15 protein-coding genes are annotated in these 15,722 nt (G+C 66.1%); 8 read left to right on the forward strand and 7 right to left on the reverse strand.

The window, feature by feature from the left end:
* Positions 1-6: 6 nt before the first annotated feature.
* From FHS28_RS24340 to FHS28_RS20640, 4 genes are all read right to left on the reverse strand, one after another.
* Positions 7-2,097: a B12-binding domain-containing radical SAM protein gene (locus tag FHS28_RS24340; protein WP_246410402.1), complete on the reverse strand. Its 2,091-nt coding sequence runs from the start codon at positions 2,095-2,097 to the stop codon at positions 7-9.
* Between the two features lie 92 nt (positions 2,098-2,189).
* Positions 2,190-2,534 carry an HU family DNA-binding protein gene (locus FHS28_RS20630; protein WP_088453705.1) on the reverse strand — a complete coding sequence of 115 codons (345 nt, stop codon included), beginning with the start codon at positions 2,532-2,534 and terminating at the stop codon, positions 2,190-2,192.
* A gap of 250 nt (positions 2,535-2,784) precedes the next feature.
* On the reverse strand, positions 2,785-3,336 hold the full coding sequence (locus FHS28_RS20635; protein ID WP_088453706.1) for a LuxR C-terminal-related transcriptional regulator: 552 nt from the start codon (positions 3,334-3,336) through the stop codon (positions 2,785-2,787).
* 2 nt (positions 3,337-3,338) lie between these two features.
* Entirely contained in the window at positions 3,339-3,752 is a 414-nt protein-coding gene (locus tag FHS28_RS20640) for a PaaI family thioesterase (protein WP_088453707.1), read from the reverse strand.
* Between the two features lie 125 nt (positions 3,753-3,877).
* On the opposite strand from FHS28_RS20640, the gene FHS28_RS20645 reads away from it, so the two are divergent.
* The 5 genes from FHS28_RS20645 (at position 3,878) to FHS28_RS20665 (ending at position 9,701) form a co-directional block, all read left to right on the forward strand.
* Entirely contained in the window at positions 3,878-4,579 is a 702-nt protein-coding gene (locus tag FHS28_RS20645; protein WP_088453708.1) for a CoA transferase subunit A, read from the forward strand.
* 10 nt (positions 4,580-4,589) lie between these two features.
* Positions 4,590-5,228 carry a CoA transferase subunit B gene (locus tag FHS28_RS20650; protein ID WP_088453709.1) on the forward strand — a complete coding sequence of 213 codons (639 nt, stop codon included), beginning with the start codon at positions 4,590-4,592 and terminating at the stop codon, positions 5,226-5,228.
* A 421-nt stretch (positions 5,229-5,649) separates the two neighbouring features.
* Complete coding sequence (locus FHS28_RS20655; protein WP_088453710.1) at positions 5,650-7,392, forward strand: DUF1800 domain-containing protein; 1,743 nt, start codon at positions 5,650-5,652, stop codon at positions 7,390-7,392.
* 12 nt (positions 7,393-7,404) lie between these two features.
* Positions 7,405-8,793 carry a DUF1501 domain-containing protein gene (locus FHS28_RS20660; protein WP_088453711.1) on the forward strand — a complete coding sequence of 463 codons (1,389 nt, stop codon included), beginning with the start codon at positions 7,405-7,407 and terminating at the stop codon, positions 8,791-8,793.
* 248 nt (positions 8,794-9,041) lie between these two features.
* Positions 9,042-9,701: a helix-turn-helix transcriptional regulator gene (locus tag FHS28_RS20665; protein WP_088453712.1), complete on the forward strand. Its 660-nt coding sequence runs from the start codon at positions 9,042-9,044 to the stop codon at positions 9,699-9,701.
* Positions 9,702-9,807: 106 nt separating this feature from the next.
* Here FHS28_RS20665 and FHS28_RS20670 read toward each other — a convergent pair whose 3' ends face one another.
* Entirely contained in the window at positions 9,808-11,412 is a 1,605-nt protein-coding gene (locus FHS28_RS20670) for an alkaline phosphatase D family protein (protein ID WP_088453713.1), read from the reverse strand.
* A 114-nt stretch (positions 11,413-11,526) separates the two neighbouring features.
* Between FHS28_RS20670 and FHS28_RS20675 the strand changes: the two genes are divergently transcribed.
* Positions 11,527-12,150, forward strand: coding sequence for a LysE family translocator (locus FHS28_RS20675; protein WP_088453714.1), 624 nt, complete (start codon positions 11,527-11,529; stop codon positions 12,148-12,150).
* A gap of 233 nt (positions 12,151-12,383) precedes the next feature.
* Here the strand turns inward: FHS28_RS20675 and FHS28_RS20680 are convergent, their stop codons facing one another.
* Both FHS28_RS20680 and FHS28_RS20685 read right to left on the reverse strand, forming a co-directional pair.
* Complete coding sequence (locus FHS28_RS20680) at positions 12,384-12,860, reverse strand: disulfide bond formation protein B (RefSeq protein WP_184295310.1); 477 nt, start codon at positions 12,858-12,860, stop codon at positions 12,384-12,386.
* Positions 12,861-12,886: 26 nt separating this feature from the next.
* Complete coding sequence (locus tag FHS28_RS20685; protein WP_088453716.1) at positions 12,887-13,363, reverse strand: RidA family protein; 477 nt, start codon at positions 13,361-13,363, stop codon at positions 12,887-12,889.
* Positions 13,364-13,534: 171 nt separating this feature from the next.
* Here FHS28_RS20685 and FHS28_RS23905 point away from each other — a divergent pair, with 171 nt between their 5' ends.
* Entirely contained in the window at positions 13,535-14,752 is a 1,218-nt protein-coding gene (locus FHS28_RS23905; protein WP_221194109.1) for an acyl-CoA dehydrogenase family protein, read from the forward strand.
* 83 nt (positions 14,753-14,835) lie between these two features.
* Entirely contained in the window at positions 14,836-15,696 is an 861-nt protein-coding gene (locus FHS28_RS20695; protein ID WP_246410403.1) for a PIG-L deacetylase family protein, read from the forward strand.
* The last annotated feature ends 26 nt before the right edge of the window (positions 15,697-15,722 follow it).

The raw sequence follows: 15,722 nt of genomic DNA on the forward strand, positions 1-15,722 counted from the left end.
GAGGGGTCAGCCGTTCAGCGCCCGCTCGATGAAGTCCCGCGGCACCTTGGGCTTGGACACCCGTACGCTGAACCAGCGCCGCACGTCCTGCTCCAGCCCGATGCCGTGCATGAAGTTGTAGAGCGCCTTCTTCAGGGCGTCGCCCATCGCGTCGTGGTCGGTCCCGGTCGGGTCGACAAAACCGACATCGTTCTTGGCAAACGGGGCGGGCGGCAGCGGCAGCAGCTCCACGCCGAAAGCCTCGGGATTCTTGCCCACCGGTGAATGCACCGTGCAGGCGAAGCGGTGGAAAAAGCCGCTCTGGATGCAGCCGTTCTCAAACAGCTGCCGCACATATTCCAGCGCATCCACCGTGTCCTGCACCGTCTGGGTGGGGAATCCGTACATCAGATAGGCATGCACCAGGATGCCGGATTCGGTGAAGGCACGGGTCACCCGCGCCACCTGCTCCACCGACACGCCCTTCTGCATCAGCTTCAGCAGACGGTCGGAGGCCACCTCCAGGCCGCCGCTGATGGCAATGCAGCCGCTGTCCGCCAGCAATTGGCAGAGCTCGGGCGTGAAGGTCTTTTCAAAGCGCACATTGCCCCACCAGCTGATGGAGACGCCGCGGTCGATCAGTTCCTGCGCCAGCGCCCGCAACACCTTCGGCGGTGCGGCTTCGTCCACGAAATGGAAGCCGGTCTGGCCGGTTTCCTTCACGATGGCTTCGATGCGGTCCACCAGCGTCTTGGCGGAGGCGGCTTCGTAGCGGGAGATGTAGTCCAGCGTGATGTCGCAGAAGCTGCACTTCTTCCAGTAGCAGCCGTGGGCCACCGTCAGCTTGTTCCAGCGGCCGTCGCTCCAGAGCCGGTTCATCGGATTGAGCATGTCCAGCAGGGACAGATAGCTGCCCAGCGGCAGGCCGTCCCAGGTGGGCGTGCCGACGTCCTCGAAGGGCACGTCAGGTTCGGCGAAGTTGATGTAGCGGACGAAGGCGTTGGCGCTGCTGGTCCCGTTGCCGGTGTCGCCGCCGACCCCGCCGACCCCGCCGACCCCGTTGCTGGCCTTGGTCACGACGTCCTGTTCGTTGCCGGTGCTGGCGTCGGCGGGGGCGTCAGCCACGGTCGGCACGTCGCCCCCGTCAGCTGTCGCGTGCGGAATGGCGCCGAGAGGTGCGTCGTCCTTCGACTGCCGCACGAAGGTCCGCACCAGCCGTTGCCGCCCGCGCTTGCCCGCCAGATGTTCCAGCAACGCCAGCAGCGGGCGTTCACCTGCATCCAGCGTCACATAGTCGACGTAATCAAACAGCCGCGTTTCGGTCAGCTCCCGCAGCTCGGTGTTCACAAAACCGCCGCCCAGCACCACCGGTACATGAGGCCGCACCCGCTTGATCGTCTGGCCGATGCGCAGCGCTGCATACACTGCACCCGGGAAGGGCACCGACAGCAGCACCACATCCGGTTGTTCAGCGTCGAGGGCTTCCAGCGTCAGCTGCTCCAGCAGCTGGTCCACCAGATTGGGCGGCGCGGACAACGCATCGTGCAACGGGTCAAAGGTCGGCTGGCTGGTGGCCAGCTGCTCGGCATACCGCACGAATTCAAACCGTGCATCCACCGACTCGCGCAGCACATCCGCCAGGTCATTCAGGTAGAGCGTCGCCAGGTGTCGCGCCCGGTCCTGCAGCCCCAGCGCCCCGAACGCCCAGGCCAGCGGATCTTCCCCTTCCTCGGACACATACACGTCCAGCGACTGGAACCGCGCCCCTTCCGGCAGAAAGCCGCGGGTGTTGATGCGGTGGGCCAGCGTGGTGTCGCGTCCCTGCAGGAAAGCGATCGTGGCGGAAATCGTGGAAAAGTACCGGTCGAAGTTGCCTGCGAAGTGGGTCGAGGCCGGTCCGCGATCCTGCGCGGGAATGGCCTGCACCGCCGCCAGGACCTGCTGCAGCCCCTCGCGTGAGAACAGCCGCAGCACCAGCGCCAGCGCCAGGTCACGCTGGGTGGCGGTCACCCCGCGCGAGCGCAGGAAGCCCGTCAGATAGGCGGTGGAGGGGTAAGGCGTGTTGAGCTGCGTCATCGGCGGGATGAGCGACAGCACGCGAAGGGACGACACGGACATGCAGCAACTGTAGAAGCAAAAAAACAAACCCGGCGAAAGCCGGGTTTGCGGGAAGGCCACGCAGGGCCTTCAGCAGACGAATGCTGCCGGAATTACTTCTTGGCGGCCTTCTTGGCGGCGGGCTTGGCGGCCGGCTTGGCAGCAGCCTTGCGGGCAGCAGCCTTCGGATCCACGGCGGCCTTGAAGCCAGCGCCCGGGGTGAACTTCGGCAGCTTGGCGGCAGCGATCTTGATCTTGTCGCCGGTGCTGGGGTTCACGCCGGTACGGGCGGCACGAGCGTGCTGCTTGAAGGAGCCGAAGCCCGGGATGGACACTTGGCCACCCTTCTTCACCGTAGTGACCACGGCGTCCAGCAGCGTTTCCAGGATGCGGCCGGCTTCGGCCTTGGTCAGTTCGTGCTTGGAAGCCAGGTGTTCGATCAGTTCGGTCTTGTTCATTCGATTGACTCTTGCAAGTTAAGCCCGGCGTGTCGCCGGACGCCGCGTATTGTGCGCGAGAAATCACCAGTGCAACTGCGGGTTGCCCCGCAAATGCACGAGGAAAGCTCGCGGAAAGCACGATCGAAGCACGATGAAATCGCACATCCGGGGCCAGGTCTTGAGGAATCCCCGTGTTGATCGGGGTTTGCGACGATTCGTCAGCGAGTGAAACCATCCCGCGCCGTGTGCCCCGACAGACGCGCCGCCGCTACACCAGCAGTCGGTGGACGAGGTCCGGCGTGCTCGCTGCGCCATATTTCTTCATCAGGCGGGCCCGGTAGACGTCCACCGTCCGCGGGCTGACGCCCAGCTTGCGGCCGATCAGCTTGCTGGTCAGCCCCTCGATCAGCAGCGCGGCGATCTCCCGTTCCCGCGGCGTCAGTTCCGCCTTGAGCTGTCGCCGCGCGGACAGGTCCTCGAAACTCCAGATGCCGCTGGCATGCGGCTGGGCCGGGTCCAGCGCCCGTCCCGAGACGTGACACCAGAACAGCTCACCGGCGCGCGGCCCGCCCACACGCTTCATCACCCGTTCGTCGGCGTAATAGCCGTTGGCATCGAGACTGGCGAGGATGCGCTCGCCGGTGCGCTCGAATTCCACCGGGCTCGGATAGAGCAGGGCGAAGCTGTGGCCGATGAGCTGGTCGCGTTCGGCCCCGAAGATGGCCAGCAACTGGCGGTTGCAATCCCGGATCAGGCGGTGTTCAGAGATCACCAGGCCAATGGGCGCCTGGTCGAAGGCAGTACGGTAGTCCAGCGGCATGCTCAGGTGGAAAGCAGGGCATAGGTGGTAGTGGCCTGGACGGCCAGGCGGTCCTGATCGTCCAGCAGGTCGATCTGTCCAAAGGCCAGCTGGCGGCCCTGGCGCAGCAGCCGTGCGTCGATTCGCAACTCGCTGCCAGTGACCGGTCGCAGGAAGGTCGTTTGCAATTGCACGGTGGTCATGGGCCGGAATTCCCCCAGTTCGCTCATCATCAGCAGCACCATGGCGGTGTCAGCGGCGGCCATGCTGGCCTGACCGCAGAGCACGCCGCCGCCGTGGATGAGATCGGGGGTCAGCGGCATCGTCAGGCGCAGTCGCCCCGGCTCGGCATGGACGGGTTGCACTCGCAATGCGAGGATCCAGGGCGCAAAGATGCGGGGCATCTGCTGCTGCAGGGCGTCCAGGCTGATCGGCATCGGGTCCTCGCGGCGGTCGGGTTAGTCAATTCTACGTACCCGCTACTTAAGCGCTTACGTAGTACGCTTTTTCAAGGGGAACCTCTGCATCACTCCCGCGAAGCGGAGTCAACAGGAGACATTGGATGAACAAGCTTTATCCCAGCGCCGCGGCGGCGCTGGACGGCATCGTGCGCGACGGCCAGTTGATGGCCGTGGGTGGATTCGGTCTGTGCGGCATTCCTGAAGCGCTGATCGCGGCGCTGCGGGACAGCGGCGTCAAGGATCTGACCGTGATTTCCAACAATGCGGGCGTTGATGGCTTTGGCCTGGGCCAATTGCTGGAGACGCGGCAGATCCGCAAGATGATTTCCAGCTATGTCGGCGAGAACAAGGAATTCGAGCGCCAGTACCTGGCGGGCGAGCTGGAGCTGGAATTCACGCCGCAAGGCACGCTGGCCGAGAAGCTCCGGGCGGGCGGTGCCGGCATTCCGGCTTTCTTCACTCGCACCGGCGTGGGCACGCTCGTGGCCGAGGGCAAGGAAATCCGCGAATTCGACGGCCATGCCTATGTGATGGAGCGGGCGCTGAATCCCGATGTGGCGCTGGTCAAGGCGCATGTGGCGGACAAGAGCGGCAACCTGATCTTCCGCCGCACCGCCCGCAACTTCAATCCGGCCTGCGCCATGGCCGGCAAGCTGACGGTGGTGGAGGTGGAGCAGGTGGTGGAAGTGGGCGACCTGGATCCGGACGCCATTCATCTGCCCGGCATCTACGTGCATCGCATCGTGCACAACCCGACGCCGGAAAAGCGCATTGAAAAGCGCACCATCCGCCCTGCCGCCTGAGGAGATCAACATGCCCTGGACCCAAGACCAGATGGCGGCTCGCGCCGCCGAAGAACTGCAAGACGGCTTCTATGTGAATCTCGGCATCGGCATTCCGACGCTGGTGGCCAACTTCGTGCCGGCCGACAAGGAAGTCTGGCTGCAGAGTGAAAACGGCATGCTGGGCATTGGCCCCTTCCCGACGGAGGAAGAGGTGGATGCCGACCTGATCAATGCCGGCAAGCAGACAGTGACCACCATCCCTGGCAGCTCGATCTTCGGCAGCCATGACAGCTTCGCCATGATTCGCGGCGGCAAGATCAACCTGTCCATCCTCGGCGCGATGCAGGTGAGCGAGAAGGGCGACCTGGCCAACTGGATGATTCCCGGCAAGATGGTCAAAGGCATGGGCGGCGCCATGGACCTGGTGGCCGGCGTGCCGCGTGTCATCGTGCTGATGGAGCATGTGGCCCGCAAGAAGGACGGCACGGAAGACCTGAAGATCATTCCGTCCTGCACGCTGCCGCTGACTGGCGTGGGGGTGGTGAACCGCATCATCACCGACCTGGCCGTCATGGATGTCACCCCGGAAGGCCTGAAGCTGGTGGAACTCGCCCCGGGTGTCACCCGCGAGTTCGTGCAGAGCAAGACGGGTGTGCCGTTGCAGTAAGCCGTCTCTGACCTGGCTTTGACCAGGCCTCTCTGCACGCCAGATTCCGCGGCCCCAGCGACACAGCGCGCTGGGGCCGCGGTGTTTTCAGCAGGCCAGCTGGTCACTCGCCGATGCATGAATGAGACAGCCGCTCGAACGCGTGTGGCCCGTGCTTGTTACGTTCAGATCGAAAGTGCATGTAAGCTTTGAAATGACTTGATGCGCAGGGCTTGCCGAATCAGGGTTACTACGAGAAAAATGGGTGGCGGTGAGCTCTGACTGACGATGTACGGCTTACCCCGCTCTGCAGTTTTCGCGCAGTGCAGAAATCACATCTTTCCGGTTTGTTTCCGCACGATGCACCTGTTATACAAATGACGGTGCGCAAACCGCGCAGTCCCGACACCATGCGGTCATCCACTGAAGCCCATGTGTCGCGATGCACACCATTGAAACCTACGGCGCCCCGGCGCCTGACCTGGCCGACGCGCCCCGCGTTGCCTCCTCACACCAGCTCCAAACGGCGCTCACCGGCACTGACGAGCCGGTCTTCCGTCCTGGCGCCCTGACGGCGGCTGCGGCGGCGGCTGCCGTGCTGGCCGCCTGCGGCGGCGGCGGTGCCTCCGACAGCGGTGACACGCCCAACACGGTGCCGCAAAGCGCCAAGCCAACCACCGACATCGAAGCCGCGCGCTTCCTCGGCCAGGCCGGTTTCGCGGCCAGCGATGCAGACATCACCAAGCTCAAGGCGGACGGTTTCACCGCCTGGCTGGATCAACAGTTCAATGTGCCGCGTACCACCAGCCATTACGACTGGCTGGTCGCCAAGGGCTACGGCGCGGAAAGCTACAAGTACAGCCTCTCCGGCATGGATGCCACGCTGTGGCGCAAGCTGATCGGCTCGCCGGACCAGTTGCGTCAGCGGGTGGTGCTGGCGCTGTCCGAAATCTTCGTGGTGTCGATGAACGGCATCCCCGTGGCCTGGCCGCAGTTCGCGACGGCTGCCTATGTGGACATGCTGGAAGCCCGCTGCTTCGGCACCTTCCGTGACCTGCTCGAAGGCGTGACGTTGTCGCCGGCGATGGGCGTCTATCTCGCCATGCGCGGCAACCGCAAGGAAGATCCCAAGACCGGCCGCCAGCCCGACGAGAACTATGCGCGGGAGGTGATGCAGCTCTTCACCATCGGCCTGAACCAGCTCAATGCGGACGGCACGCCCAAGACCAGCAACGGCAAGACGGTCGACACCTACACGCTGGACCAGATCACCGCGCTGGCGCGGGTCTTCACCGGCTGGGACTTCGACACGACCGCACCGAACGGCAACGACTTCGCCTTCATGAACCGCCCGATGGTGCACACCGCCTCGCGGTTCTCCACCGGTGCCAAGCAGGTGCTGGATGTGACCATTCCGGAGAGCGCCGACGGCCCCACCGCGATGAAGACCGCGCTGGATACCCTGGTGGCGCATCCGAACGTAGGCCCCTTCATCGGGCGTCAGCTGATCCAGCGCCTGGTGGCCTCCAACCCCAGCCCGGCCTATGTGCAGCGCGTGGCCGCCGTTTTCAACAACAACGGCAAGGGCGAGCGGGGCGACATGCGCGCCGTGATCCGCGCCGTGCTGCTGGACAACGACGCCCGCACGCCCGCCGCCGATCCGGGCGTCGGCAAGCTGCGCGAGCCCATCCAGCGTCTGGTGCAGTGGGCCCGCACGGTCGGTTTCACCTCGCCGGGCGACCTGTGGGCCATCGGCGACTGCAGCAATCCCTCCAGCCGTCTGGGCCAGAGCCCGCTGCGCAGCGGCTCGGTGTTCAACTTCTTCCGTCCCGGCTACGTGCCGCCCAACTCCCAGTTGGGCACCAACAATGTGACCGCGCCGGAATTCCAGCTGTGCAATGAGAGCACGGTGGCGGGTTACCTGAACTTCATGCAGACGCTGGTCAATGGCGGCATTGGTGACATGAAGCCCGACTACACCGCCGATCTGGCGCTGGCCGCCGATGCGGCGAGCCTGGTCAAGCGTCAGGCGACGCTGCTGGGCGGCGTGTCCGAGGCGACGTTGACCACCGTCACCACCGCGGTGGGCACCATCGCCGCCACGACCGATGCCGGCAAGCTCAACCGCGTCAAGGCCGGCTGGCTGCTGCTGCTGGCCTCCCCCGACTACCAGATCCAGAAATAAGCGGAGCTCCCCATGGCCCATGTGTCCCGCCTGGCGTCGCTCAAGCGCCGCGAATTCCTCAAGCATGCCTCCGCCCTGTCGGTGGCCGGTACCGCCGCTCCCTGGGCGCTGCAGCTCGCCGCCATCAATGAAGCCGCGGCGGCCACCGCTTCCGGCGACTACAAGGCGCTGGTCTGTCTGTTCCTCTACGGCGGCAATGACTACGGCAACACCGTGGTGCCGTATGACAGCGCCAGCTATTCGTCCTACGCCACCATCCGTCAGACCCTGGCCACGCCGCGTGACCAGCTGGCCGCCACGGTGCTGAATCCCTCGGTGGCCCTGCCGGACAGCCGTCAGATGGCGCTGGCGCCGACGCTGTCGGCCATCAAGCCGGTCTTCGACGCCGGCCGGCTGGCGGTGATGCTGAACATCGGCACGCTGATGCAGCCCACCACCCTGGCCCAGTACAAGGCCCAGAGCGTGCCGCTGCCGCCCAAGCTGTTCTCGCACAACGACCAGCAGAGCCTGTGGCAGTCGTCCAAGCCGGAAGGCGCCATCTCCGGTTGGGGCGGTCGCCTGGGAGACCGCTTCCTGTCGAGCAACGGCAGTGCCACCTTCACCTGCATCAATGTCTCCGGCAATGCGGTGTTCATGTCGGGCGGCCAGGCGGTGCAATACCAGATGAGCAGCGGCGGCGCCGTGGCCATCAATGGCGTGACCCGCAGCCTGTTCGGCTCGCAGGCCTGTTCCGAAGCGCTGCGCACGCTGGTGACGGGGGACCGCAGCCACTGGATGGAGTCGGAGCTCAATCGCGTCACTGCCCGCTCCATCAATGCCCAGGCGACGGTCAGCACCGCGCTGGCCGGGGTCAACCTGACGACGCCATTCGACACCTCCTCGCTGTCGTCGCAGCTGAGCATGGTGGCCAAGCTGATTGCGGCCCGTTCGTCGCTGGGCGCGTCGCGTCAGGTGTTCTTCGTGTCGCTGGGCGGTTTCGACCTGCACGATCTGCTGGTGGACCAGCATCCGAAGCTGCTGCAGCAGGTGGGCGGGGCGATGGCCAGTTTTGATGCCGCGCTGCAGGAACTGGGGGTGGCCAACAATGTGACCACCTTCACCGCTTCCGACTTCGGTCGCACGCTGAGCTCCAACGGGGACGGCTCCGACCACGGCTGGGGCAGCCATCACCTGGTGATGGGCGGCGCGGTCAAGGGCGGACGCTTCTACGGCACGCTGCCGTCGGTGTCGGTCAACGGGCCGGACGACGTGGGCCAGGGCCGGCTGCTGCCCACCACCGCGGTGGACCAGCTGGCCGCCACGCTGGCGCTGTGGATGGGCGTGAGCCCGAGCGACCTGCCGTCGGTGTTGCCCGGCATCGGCAACTTCAGCAACCAGAACCTGGGTTTCATGAACGCCTGACGTTTGAACCGGACACCGAGCGGCAAAGGCAGCTTCATGCCCCCTTTGCCATTTGAGTTGTCACGAGAAAACCTCTCTGAAGCCGACATCGGACTGCCCCCCAGACTCAGGGGGCGCCACCCCTAAAAAGATCACTTCGCAGAAGTTGCGACATCTCGTAACATCCAGTCGTTGCTCCGCTATTCGCACAAGTATTCGAAGATGCGAAAACGGAGTCGCGTTCCACACGCCTGACAACGGAGGCAGCCATGGATGGAATGCTGGGGAGGTCCCAGGATCTGGATTGGTGGTCGATCTACCACGGGCCCGAGCGCCGTCGCGGTCATGACAAGTGGTGGCGAAATGCACTCGACGCGATTGACTTGGGCGTCTGCCTGGTCAGCCTGGGCGGGCGGCTGGTGTATGCCAACTGGACCGCGCGGGAGCAGCTGGGCACCGAAGCACCGGTCCAGGTGGTGGATGGGCAGGTGGTCGCCTCCGACCGCAACGACCAGCAGCGTCTGGAACAGGCGCTGCTGGATGCGCAGCAGCGCAGCCTGCGGCATCTGATCTGTCTGGGGCGCGGCGCGCATCGACTGTCGCTGTCGGTGCTGCCGATGGTGGATGGGCAACAAACGCATGCCCTGCTGGTGCTGGGCAAACGCAACCTGTGCGGAGAACTGCCAATGCTGGCTTTTGCGCGCGAGCATCAGCTGACGGCCGCCGAGCAGGGGGTGTTGCAGGCGCTCTGCGAGGGCCTGCAGCCGCAGGAAATCGCGCAGCGGCATGGGGTGGCCATCTCGACCGTGCGGACGCAGATTGCCAGCGTCCGGGCGAAGACGGCCACCGAAAGTATTCGGGAACTGGTGGCGATGGTGGCGCAGTTGCCGCCGCTGCAGGGCGTCTTGCGGGCAATCGAATACCGCTGAACGGCGGAGGGCGAGGCGCCCTCGCACGAAGCCGCAGCGCCACGCACGACGCCGCAGCGCCACGCACGACGCCGCAGCGCCACGCACGACGCCGCAGCGCCACCCATTACGCCCGCCGTGGCTCCAGCGTCTTGCTGTAGAGCGATGCGCCCGTCAGATCCTTGAGCGTCACCGTGAGCGCGCGGCTGCGAGCGTCGATGTCGACCTGGCCGAAGAACTGGAGACCGTCGGCGGGCGGTGAATTCGCTTCCTTCGGCGCCTTCTCATACATGACCTGCATGCCGAAGGTGGCGTCTGCCTTGTTCGGGCCGAAGCCGCCGGCATGCAGCGGGCCCGAGACGAATTCCCAGAAGGGCAGGAAGTCGCTGAACTGGGCGCGGGCCGGGTCGAAGTAGTGGGCAGCGGTGTAGTGCACGTCGGCGGTCAGCCAGACCACATTGTGCAGGCCCAGCTGCTTGATGCCGCGCAGCAGCCGGGCGATCTCGATTTCGCGGCCCCGTGGTGCGCCGTTGTCGCCGTTGGCAATGGCTTCCCACTTGTCCAGGCCCGCAGCGTCCTTGCCGTCCCCCACCTGAAGGCCGATCGGCATGTCGGCGGCAATCACCTTCCACACCGATGGGGAGCGGCGCAAACCGTCCAGCAGCCAGTCGACCTGGGTGCGGCCCAGGAAAGCACTGGTGGCGTTTTCTTCGGTCTCGAGATTGGCGCCGTTGGGGCCGCGGTAGCTGCGCATGTCCAGCACAAAGACGTCCAGCAGCGGGCCTTGCGGCAGGTGGCGGTAGACGCGTTCAACCTCGGCATCCCCGAAGCGGCGCATCGGCGCATAGTCCAGGAAGGCACGGGTGCCGCGGGCGACCAGCAGCGGCACATTCTTCTCGGTATAGCGCGGATCGGCGGAGACATCCTTGCTGTCCGAATAGTTGTTGCTGATCTCGTGGTCGTCCCATTGCCAGATCTGCGGCACCTCGGCGGACATGCGGCGAATGTGCTCGTCCATCAGGTTGTAGCGGTAGCGGCCCCGGTATTCGTCGAGCGTTTCGGCCACCTTGCTGGTCTGCTCGGTGACGAGGTTCTTCCAGACGCTCCCGTTGGCGAGCTTGATTTCAGCCGGGATGGGGCTGTCGGCGTAGATGGTGTCGCCGCTGTGCAGGAAGAAGTCGGGGCTGAGGCGACGGATCTGCTCGTAGATGCCGATACCGCCCCATTCCTGGTTGATGCCCCAACCCTGGCCCATGGTGTCGCCGCTCCAGCAAAAGCGGACATTGCGCAGCGGGGAACGACCGGCGGCACCGGGCAGGCGCAGGTGGCCCTCAAGCGGCTCGGACATGACCCGCTCGTTGTGGAGGTCCTGGAGCATGACGCGGTAAAAAATCTCCTGGCCCGGCGGGAGCCCGCGGAGGTCAACGCGTCCGGTGAAGTCACTGTCCGGCAGCAGGAAGGGGCCGCGGACGCGCTGGGCATTGGCGAAACTGGCGGTGGTGGACCACTCCAGCCACATGCGGGACGGGCGGTCGCCGCGGGTCCAGAGGACGGCGGCATCGGCCAGCGGGTCGCCGCTCTGGATGCCGGAGGGCATCTGGGGGCGCATGCCGTCGCGGGTGATGATCGCGGGGGCCTGGGGCGCTGCGGATTGGGCACGCACGGCCAGCGGCGTCAGCAGGGAGGCGCCTCCGAGCAGGGCGCTGGCATTGAGGAAGCGGCGGCGGTCCATGAGCAATCTCCCGTGTGGCAAAGCCGCGATGCTCGTTCGGGGGCATGACAGGTCGGTGACGGCGGCGACGTGCGTGGCGATGGAGCGCACAGGGGAGTGGCTATCATCCCCCGCATGCTGACAATCGAACAACTCCTCGCCTTCCTGGCAGCCGCGCTGCTGATCACCGCATCCCCGGGGCCGGACAACCTGATGGTGCTGAGCATGGGGCTGTCGAAAGGGCGCAAGCACGGGATGGTGTTCGGGCTGGGATGTGCACTGGGGTGTTTGAGCCACACGGTGCTCGCCGTCATCGGAGTGAGCGCGCTGATTGCGGCGTCTCCGGTGGCGTTCACCGCATTGAAGGTGTGTGGCGGGCTCTATCTGGTGTGGATGGGCGTGCGGGCCCTTCGCAGCTCCGGCGCGATGAAGCTGGATCAGGCACCAGTGGAAGAGTCGCTGTCGCGGCTGTTCTTCAAAGGCGTCTTCGCCAATGCGATCAATCCAAAGGTGGTGCTGTTTTTCCTGTCGTTCCTGCCGCAGTTCGTGATCACCGGGCGCGGGGATGAGAGCCTGCAGTTGGCACAGTTGGGGCTGGTGTTCACCGCGCAGGCCGCGGTGCTGTTCGGGGCGCTGGGGTTCTTCTCGGGCGCGATCGGGCGGTGGATTCAGCGGCGGCCGGGGGTGGGGCTGTGGCTGGATCGGGTGGCGGGGGCGGTGTTTGTGGGGCTGGGGTTAAAGCTGGTGGTGGGGCGGTGAGGGACAGTGTTTCGCAGTGAACACGGCATGCGCGGAGCCGGGTACCTTTTGCTTCATGTCCCTTCTGCCCGGCTGCGCCGGCCATTCATTCCTTGACTTCCGCAAAAGGCACCCGGCTCCGCGCATGCCTGCACCGCGCACTTCGCAAGACCTGCGATCCGTGTGGTGGCTCCACATGAAAAACGCCCCCGGAATCCGTCAGGAACCAGGGGCGGTCAGCGAGTGTCGAGTCGTCAGTGCGCTGGCGTGCGAGGACGCCGCTTGAGCGTCAGCAGTGCCCCCAGGGCAATCAGCGTATAGAGCAAGCCGCTCCAGATCTCATAGGGCTGACCCAACAGGGTGTAAGCCGAAGCCTTGCTGCAGGAAGCTGTCACCATGAAGACGCTCGGCCAGCGGGCCTCCAGGTCCAGCGCCGTCAGCACACGATCGGCAAAGGTCATGTCGCAACTGGCAAGCTTCGCGGCGACCTCATGCTGGTAGCCGGCGGCCACCAGTCCCGCAACGCCCAGTGCCGCAACAAGAAGCAGGGCGATGACGCGCGCAGCCTTCACCCGCTGCAGGCACCAGCCAAGAACGCTGACCACCGCAATCAGGATGAAAATGCCGCGCTGCATGACGCACCACGGGCACGGCTTGATGTCGAACTGATACTGGGCGACCAGGGCCGCCGCCAGCGCGGCCAGCGAAACAACCGCCGCGGTGGCCAGCATCCGCGGCGGCGTGAGGAGCATGCGCATCAGGCGCGAACCTCGGCAATCAGCTCGATCTCGACACAGGCCCCCGTCGGAATCTGCGCCACACCAAAGGCGCTGCGGGCATGCGCGCCCACTTCAGGACCGAAGACCTCCACAAAAAGCTCCGAGGCACCGTTGGTGACCAGGTGGTGCTCCGTGAAGTCCGGCGTGCTGTTCACCAGGCTCATCAACTTGACGATGCGGGTGACCTTGCTCAGGTCTCCCACCGCCGCTTGCAAGGTGCCCATCAAATCAATCGCAATGGCCCGCGCAGCCGCCTTGCCAGTGGCCGTGTCCGTGTCCTTGCCCAGCTGCCCCACCCACGTCTTGCCGTCCTTCTTGGCAATGTGACCGGACAGAAACACCAGGTTTCCAGTGCGAACAAACGGCACATAGGCAGCCGCCGGCAGCGCCACGGGGGGGAGGGTGATGCCGAGTTGCTGCAGGCGTTCTTGGACGGTGGAGGCGGCAGAAGTCATGAGAAGACGAAAAGGGTTGCGGAATGCGTCGAATCCTACACCGCGGGTCCGGCCATCGCAGGCAGGGGCCGGTGGGCCCCATTTCGGGACGCCCGGCAACAACTGGTTGCGCCCTCGGCCTGAAACGTAGCAATTCGTCGAACGAGGCACGGCGTTTGCCATCAGGCTGTCATGCAATTGCTCGAAGTACCCGTTCCTGTGCTGAACGCGTCGGTCGACGCCGACACGCTCGCCTTGCGCCGCCTGGGCGACTGCCTGCGACAGAGTCAGGGGCTGTCCCCGGGCGCGCGCCTGCGGTTGCTGATCGACGCTCGGCTGGACGAGCTGCCCAAACCTGGCCAGGGACAGACGCTGGAGCGTTGGCGGATGCTGGGCCGGGTGGCGGCCGACGACCTCGCACTGGCCAAATTGTTTGAATCCCATACCGATGCCCGGGCGATTCTGGCGGAACTGGACACGCCCGGGGCCGCGCGCGGCCCGCGCGTGGCTGCGGCCCCCGTGCTGACCGAGGTCGTGGTGCCCGCGGACTTGTCCCGGACGCCGTTGTCGAATTCGCCCCCTGCGGCGGGCACGACGCCGGCACCGCCGGCCTATGCCGTCTGGGCCGCCGAGGCGCCGGACGCGCGCGTGGAAGCCGCTCGCGCTGCTGATGGACGTGTGGTGCTGCAGGGCCGCAAGGTCTGGTGCTCGGGCGCGAATGATGTACAGCGGGCCTTGCTGACGGTGTGGATGACCGATGGCAGCGGGCCCTGGCTGGCCGACGTGGATCTGCGCCAGCGCGGCGTGCAGCGGGACGATTCGTCCTGGGCTGCCGTCGGCATGGCCGCCACCGGCACGGCCAGCGTGAGCTTCGATGAGGTGCCCGCTCGCCTGCTGGGCCGGGAAGGCGCCTATCTGCATCGGCCCGGCTTCTGGCAGGGCGGGGCCGGCATCGCCGCCTGTTGGCATGGCGCCCTGGAGGCGCTGGCGGAAGCGCTGCGCTTGGCCGCCAGCCTGCGGCAGGGCGAAGCCTGGCATCTCCAGTTGGCCATGGGCCAGGTCGATGCCCTCCTGAGCGCCAATGCGGCGCTGCTGCGGGAGACTGGTCACTGGATCGATCAACACCCCACTGCGGACGCACGGGCCTGGACCCTGCGCGCCCGCACCGCCACCGACGAAACCGCTCAGCAGGTTCTGCGCGCCGTGACCCAGGCCCTGGGACCCGGACCCTTCTGCCGCCATGCTCATCTGGCCCGACTGATGGCCGACCTGCCCGTATTCCTGCGCCAAAGCCACGGCGACCGCGATCTGGCCGCCCTGGGTGCACTCGCCGTGCAAGGCCCTGACACCGATCTCGGCGACGGCGCAGGCCTGACGGATGGGGTGGCTTTGCAGCCCTGGCGGCTGTGAGCGCGCTGGCCCCGATGAGTGCCCCGTTCAGCTCGATCGCGACACATGGCAAGCCGCTCGCGCTTCACGCGAAGAGAGACCGCATGACGCCGCATCCATCCCATCAAGCGACTGGCGACATCGGCCATATGGGCGACATCGGCGACCGACGCATCGAAGGCGCGGGTACCAGCGAGACGCAATGGTGGGCCCAGCCCACGTTGCATCGCCTGCCTGCGGTGGACGTGCACGCACTATTGAAGGGCGCGAGCCGGCTGGTGGTCGTGGCGCCCCATCCGGATGACGAAGTGCTGGGATGCGGCGGGCTGCTGGCCATGGCGGCACAGGCGGCAACATCTTCGGTGGCATCGGCGGCGGGTGGCGACGACCATTCCCTCGAAGAGAGCCAGCCTGTGCTGATCGGCGTGACCGATGGTGAGGCCAGCCATCCCGACTCCCCCCAATGGACGCCCGCCGAACTCGTCCGGCAGCGCGCCTGTGAACGCGCGCGCGGCCTGACTGCCCTGGGCAGCGGGGTGTCCCTGCGGCTGCTGCGGCTGCCCGACGGTCAGGTGGCCGATCAGGAAGCGCAGCTGATGCAGAAACTCGCGCCGCTGTTGATGCCGGACGACCTGGTCGTCACCACCTGGCGCCGGGACGGCCATCCGGACCACGAAGCCTGTGGACGCGCTTGCGCCGCGCTGGCCGACCGTATTGGATTCCGCCTGCTGGAGATGCCGGTGTGGATGTGGCATTGGGCCTCGCCAGGGGATGTCCGCGTGCCCTGGCATCAACTCGTCCAGCTGCCATTGCCCGAAGACATCCGGCAGCGCAAGCAGTCCGCTTTGCGGGCCCATCGCAGTCAGGTCGAGCCTGACGGGCACCGGCCGCCTGTGCTGCCCGCCAGCGCCATGGAACGGCTGTTGCGTCCCGCTGAATTCTTCTTCCGCGAGGAGACGGAATGACTTCCGCCCCTCCCGCTACACGGCCT

Source organism: Roseateles terrae, assembly GCF_014192155.1.
Taxonomy (GTDB): domain Bacteria; phylum Pseudomonadota; class Gammaproteobacteria; order Burkholderiales; family Burkholderiaceae_C; genus Roseateles; species Roseateles terrae.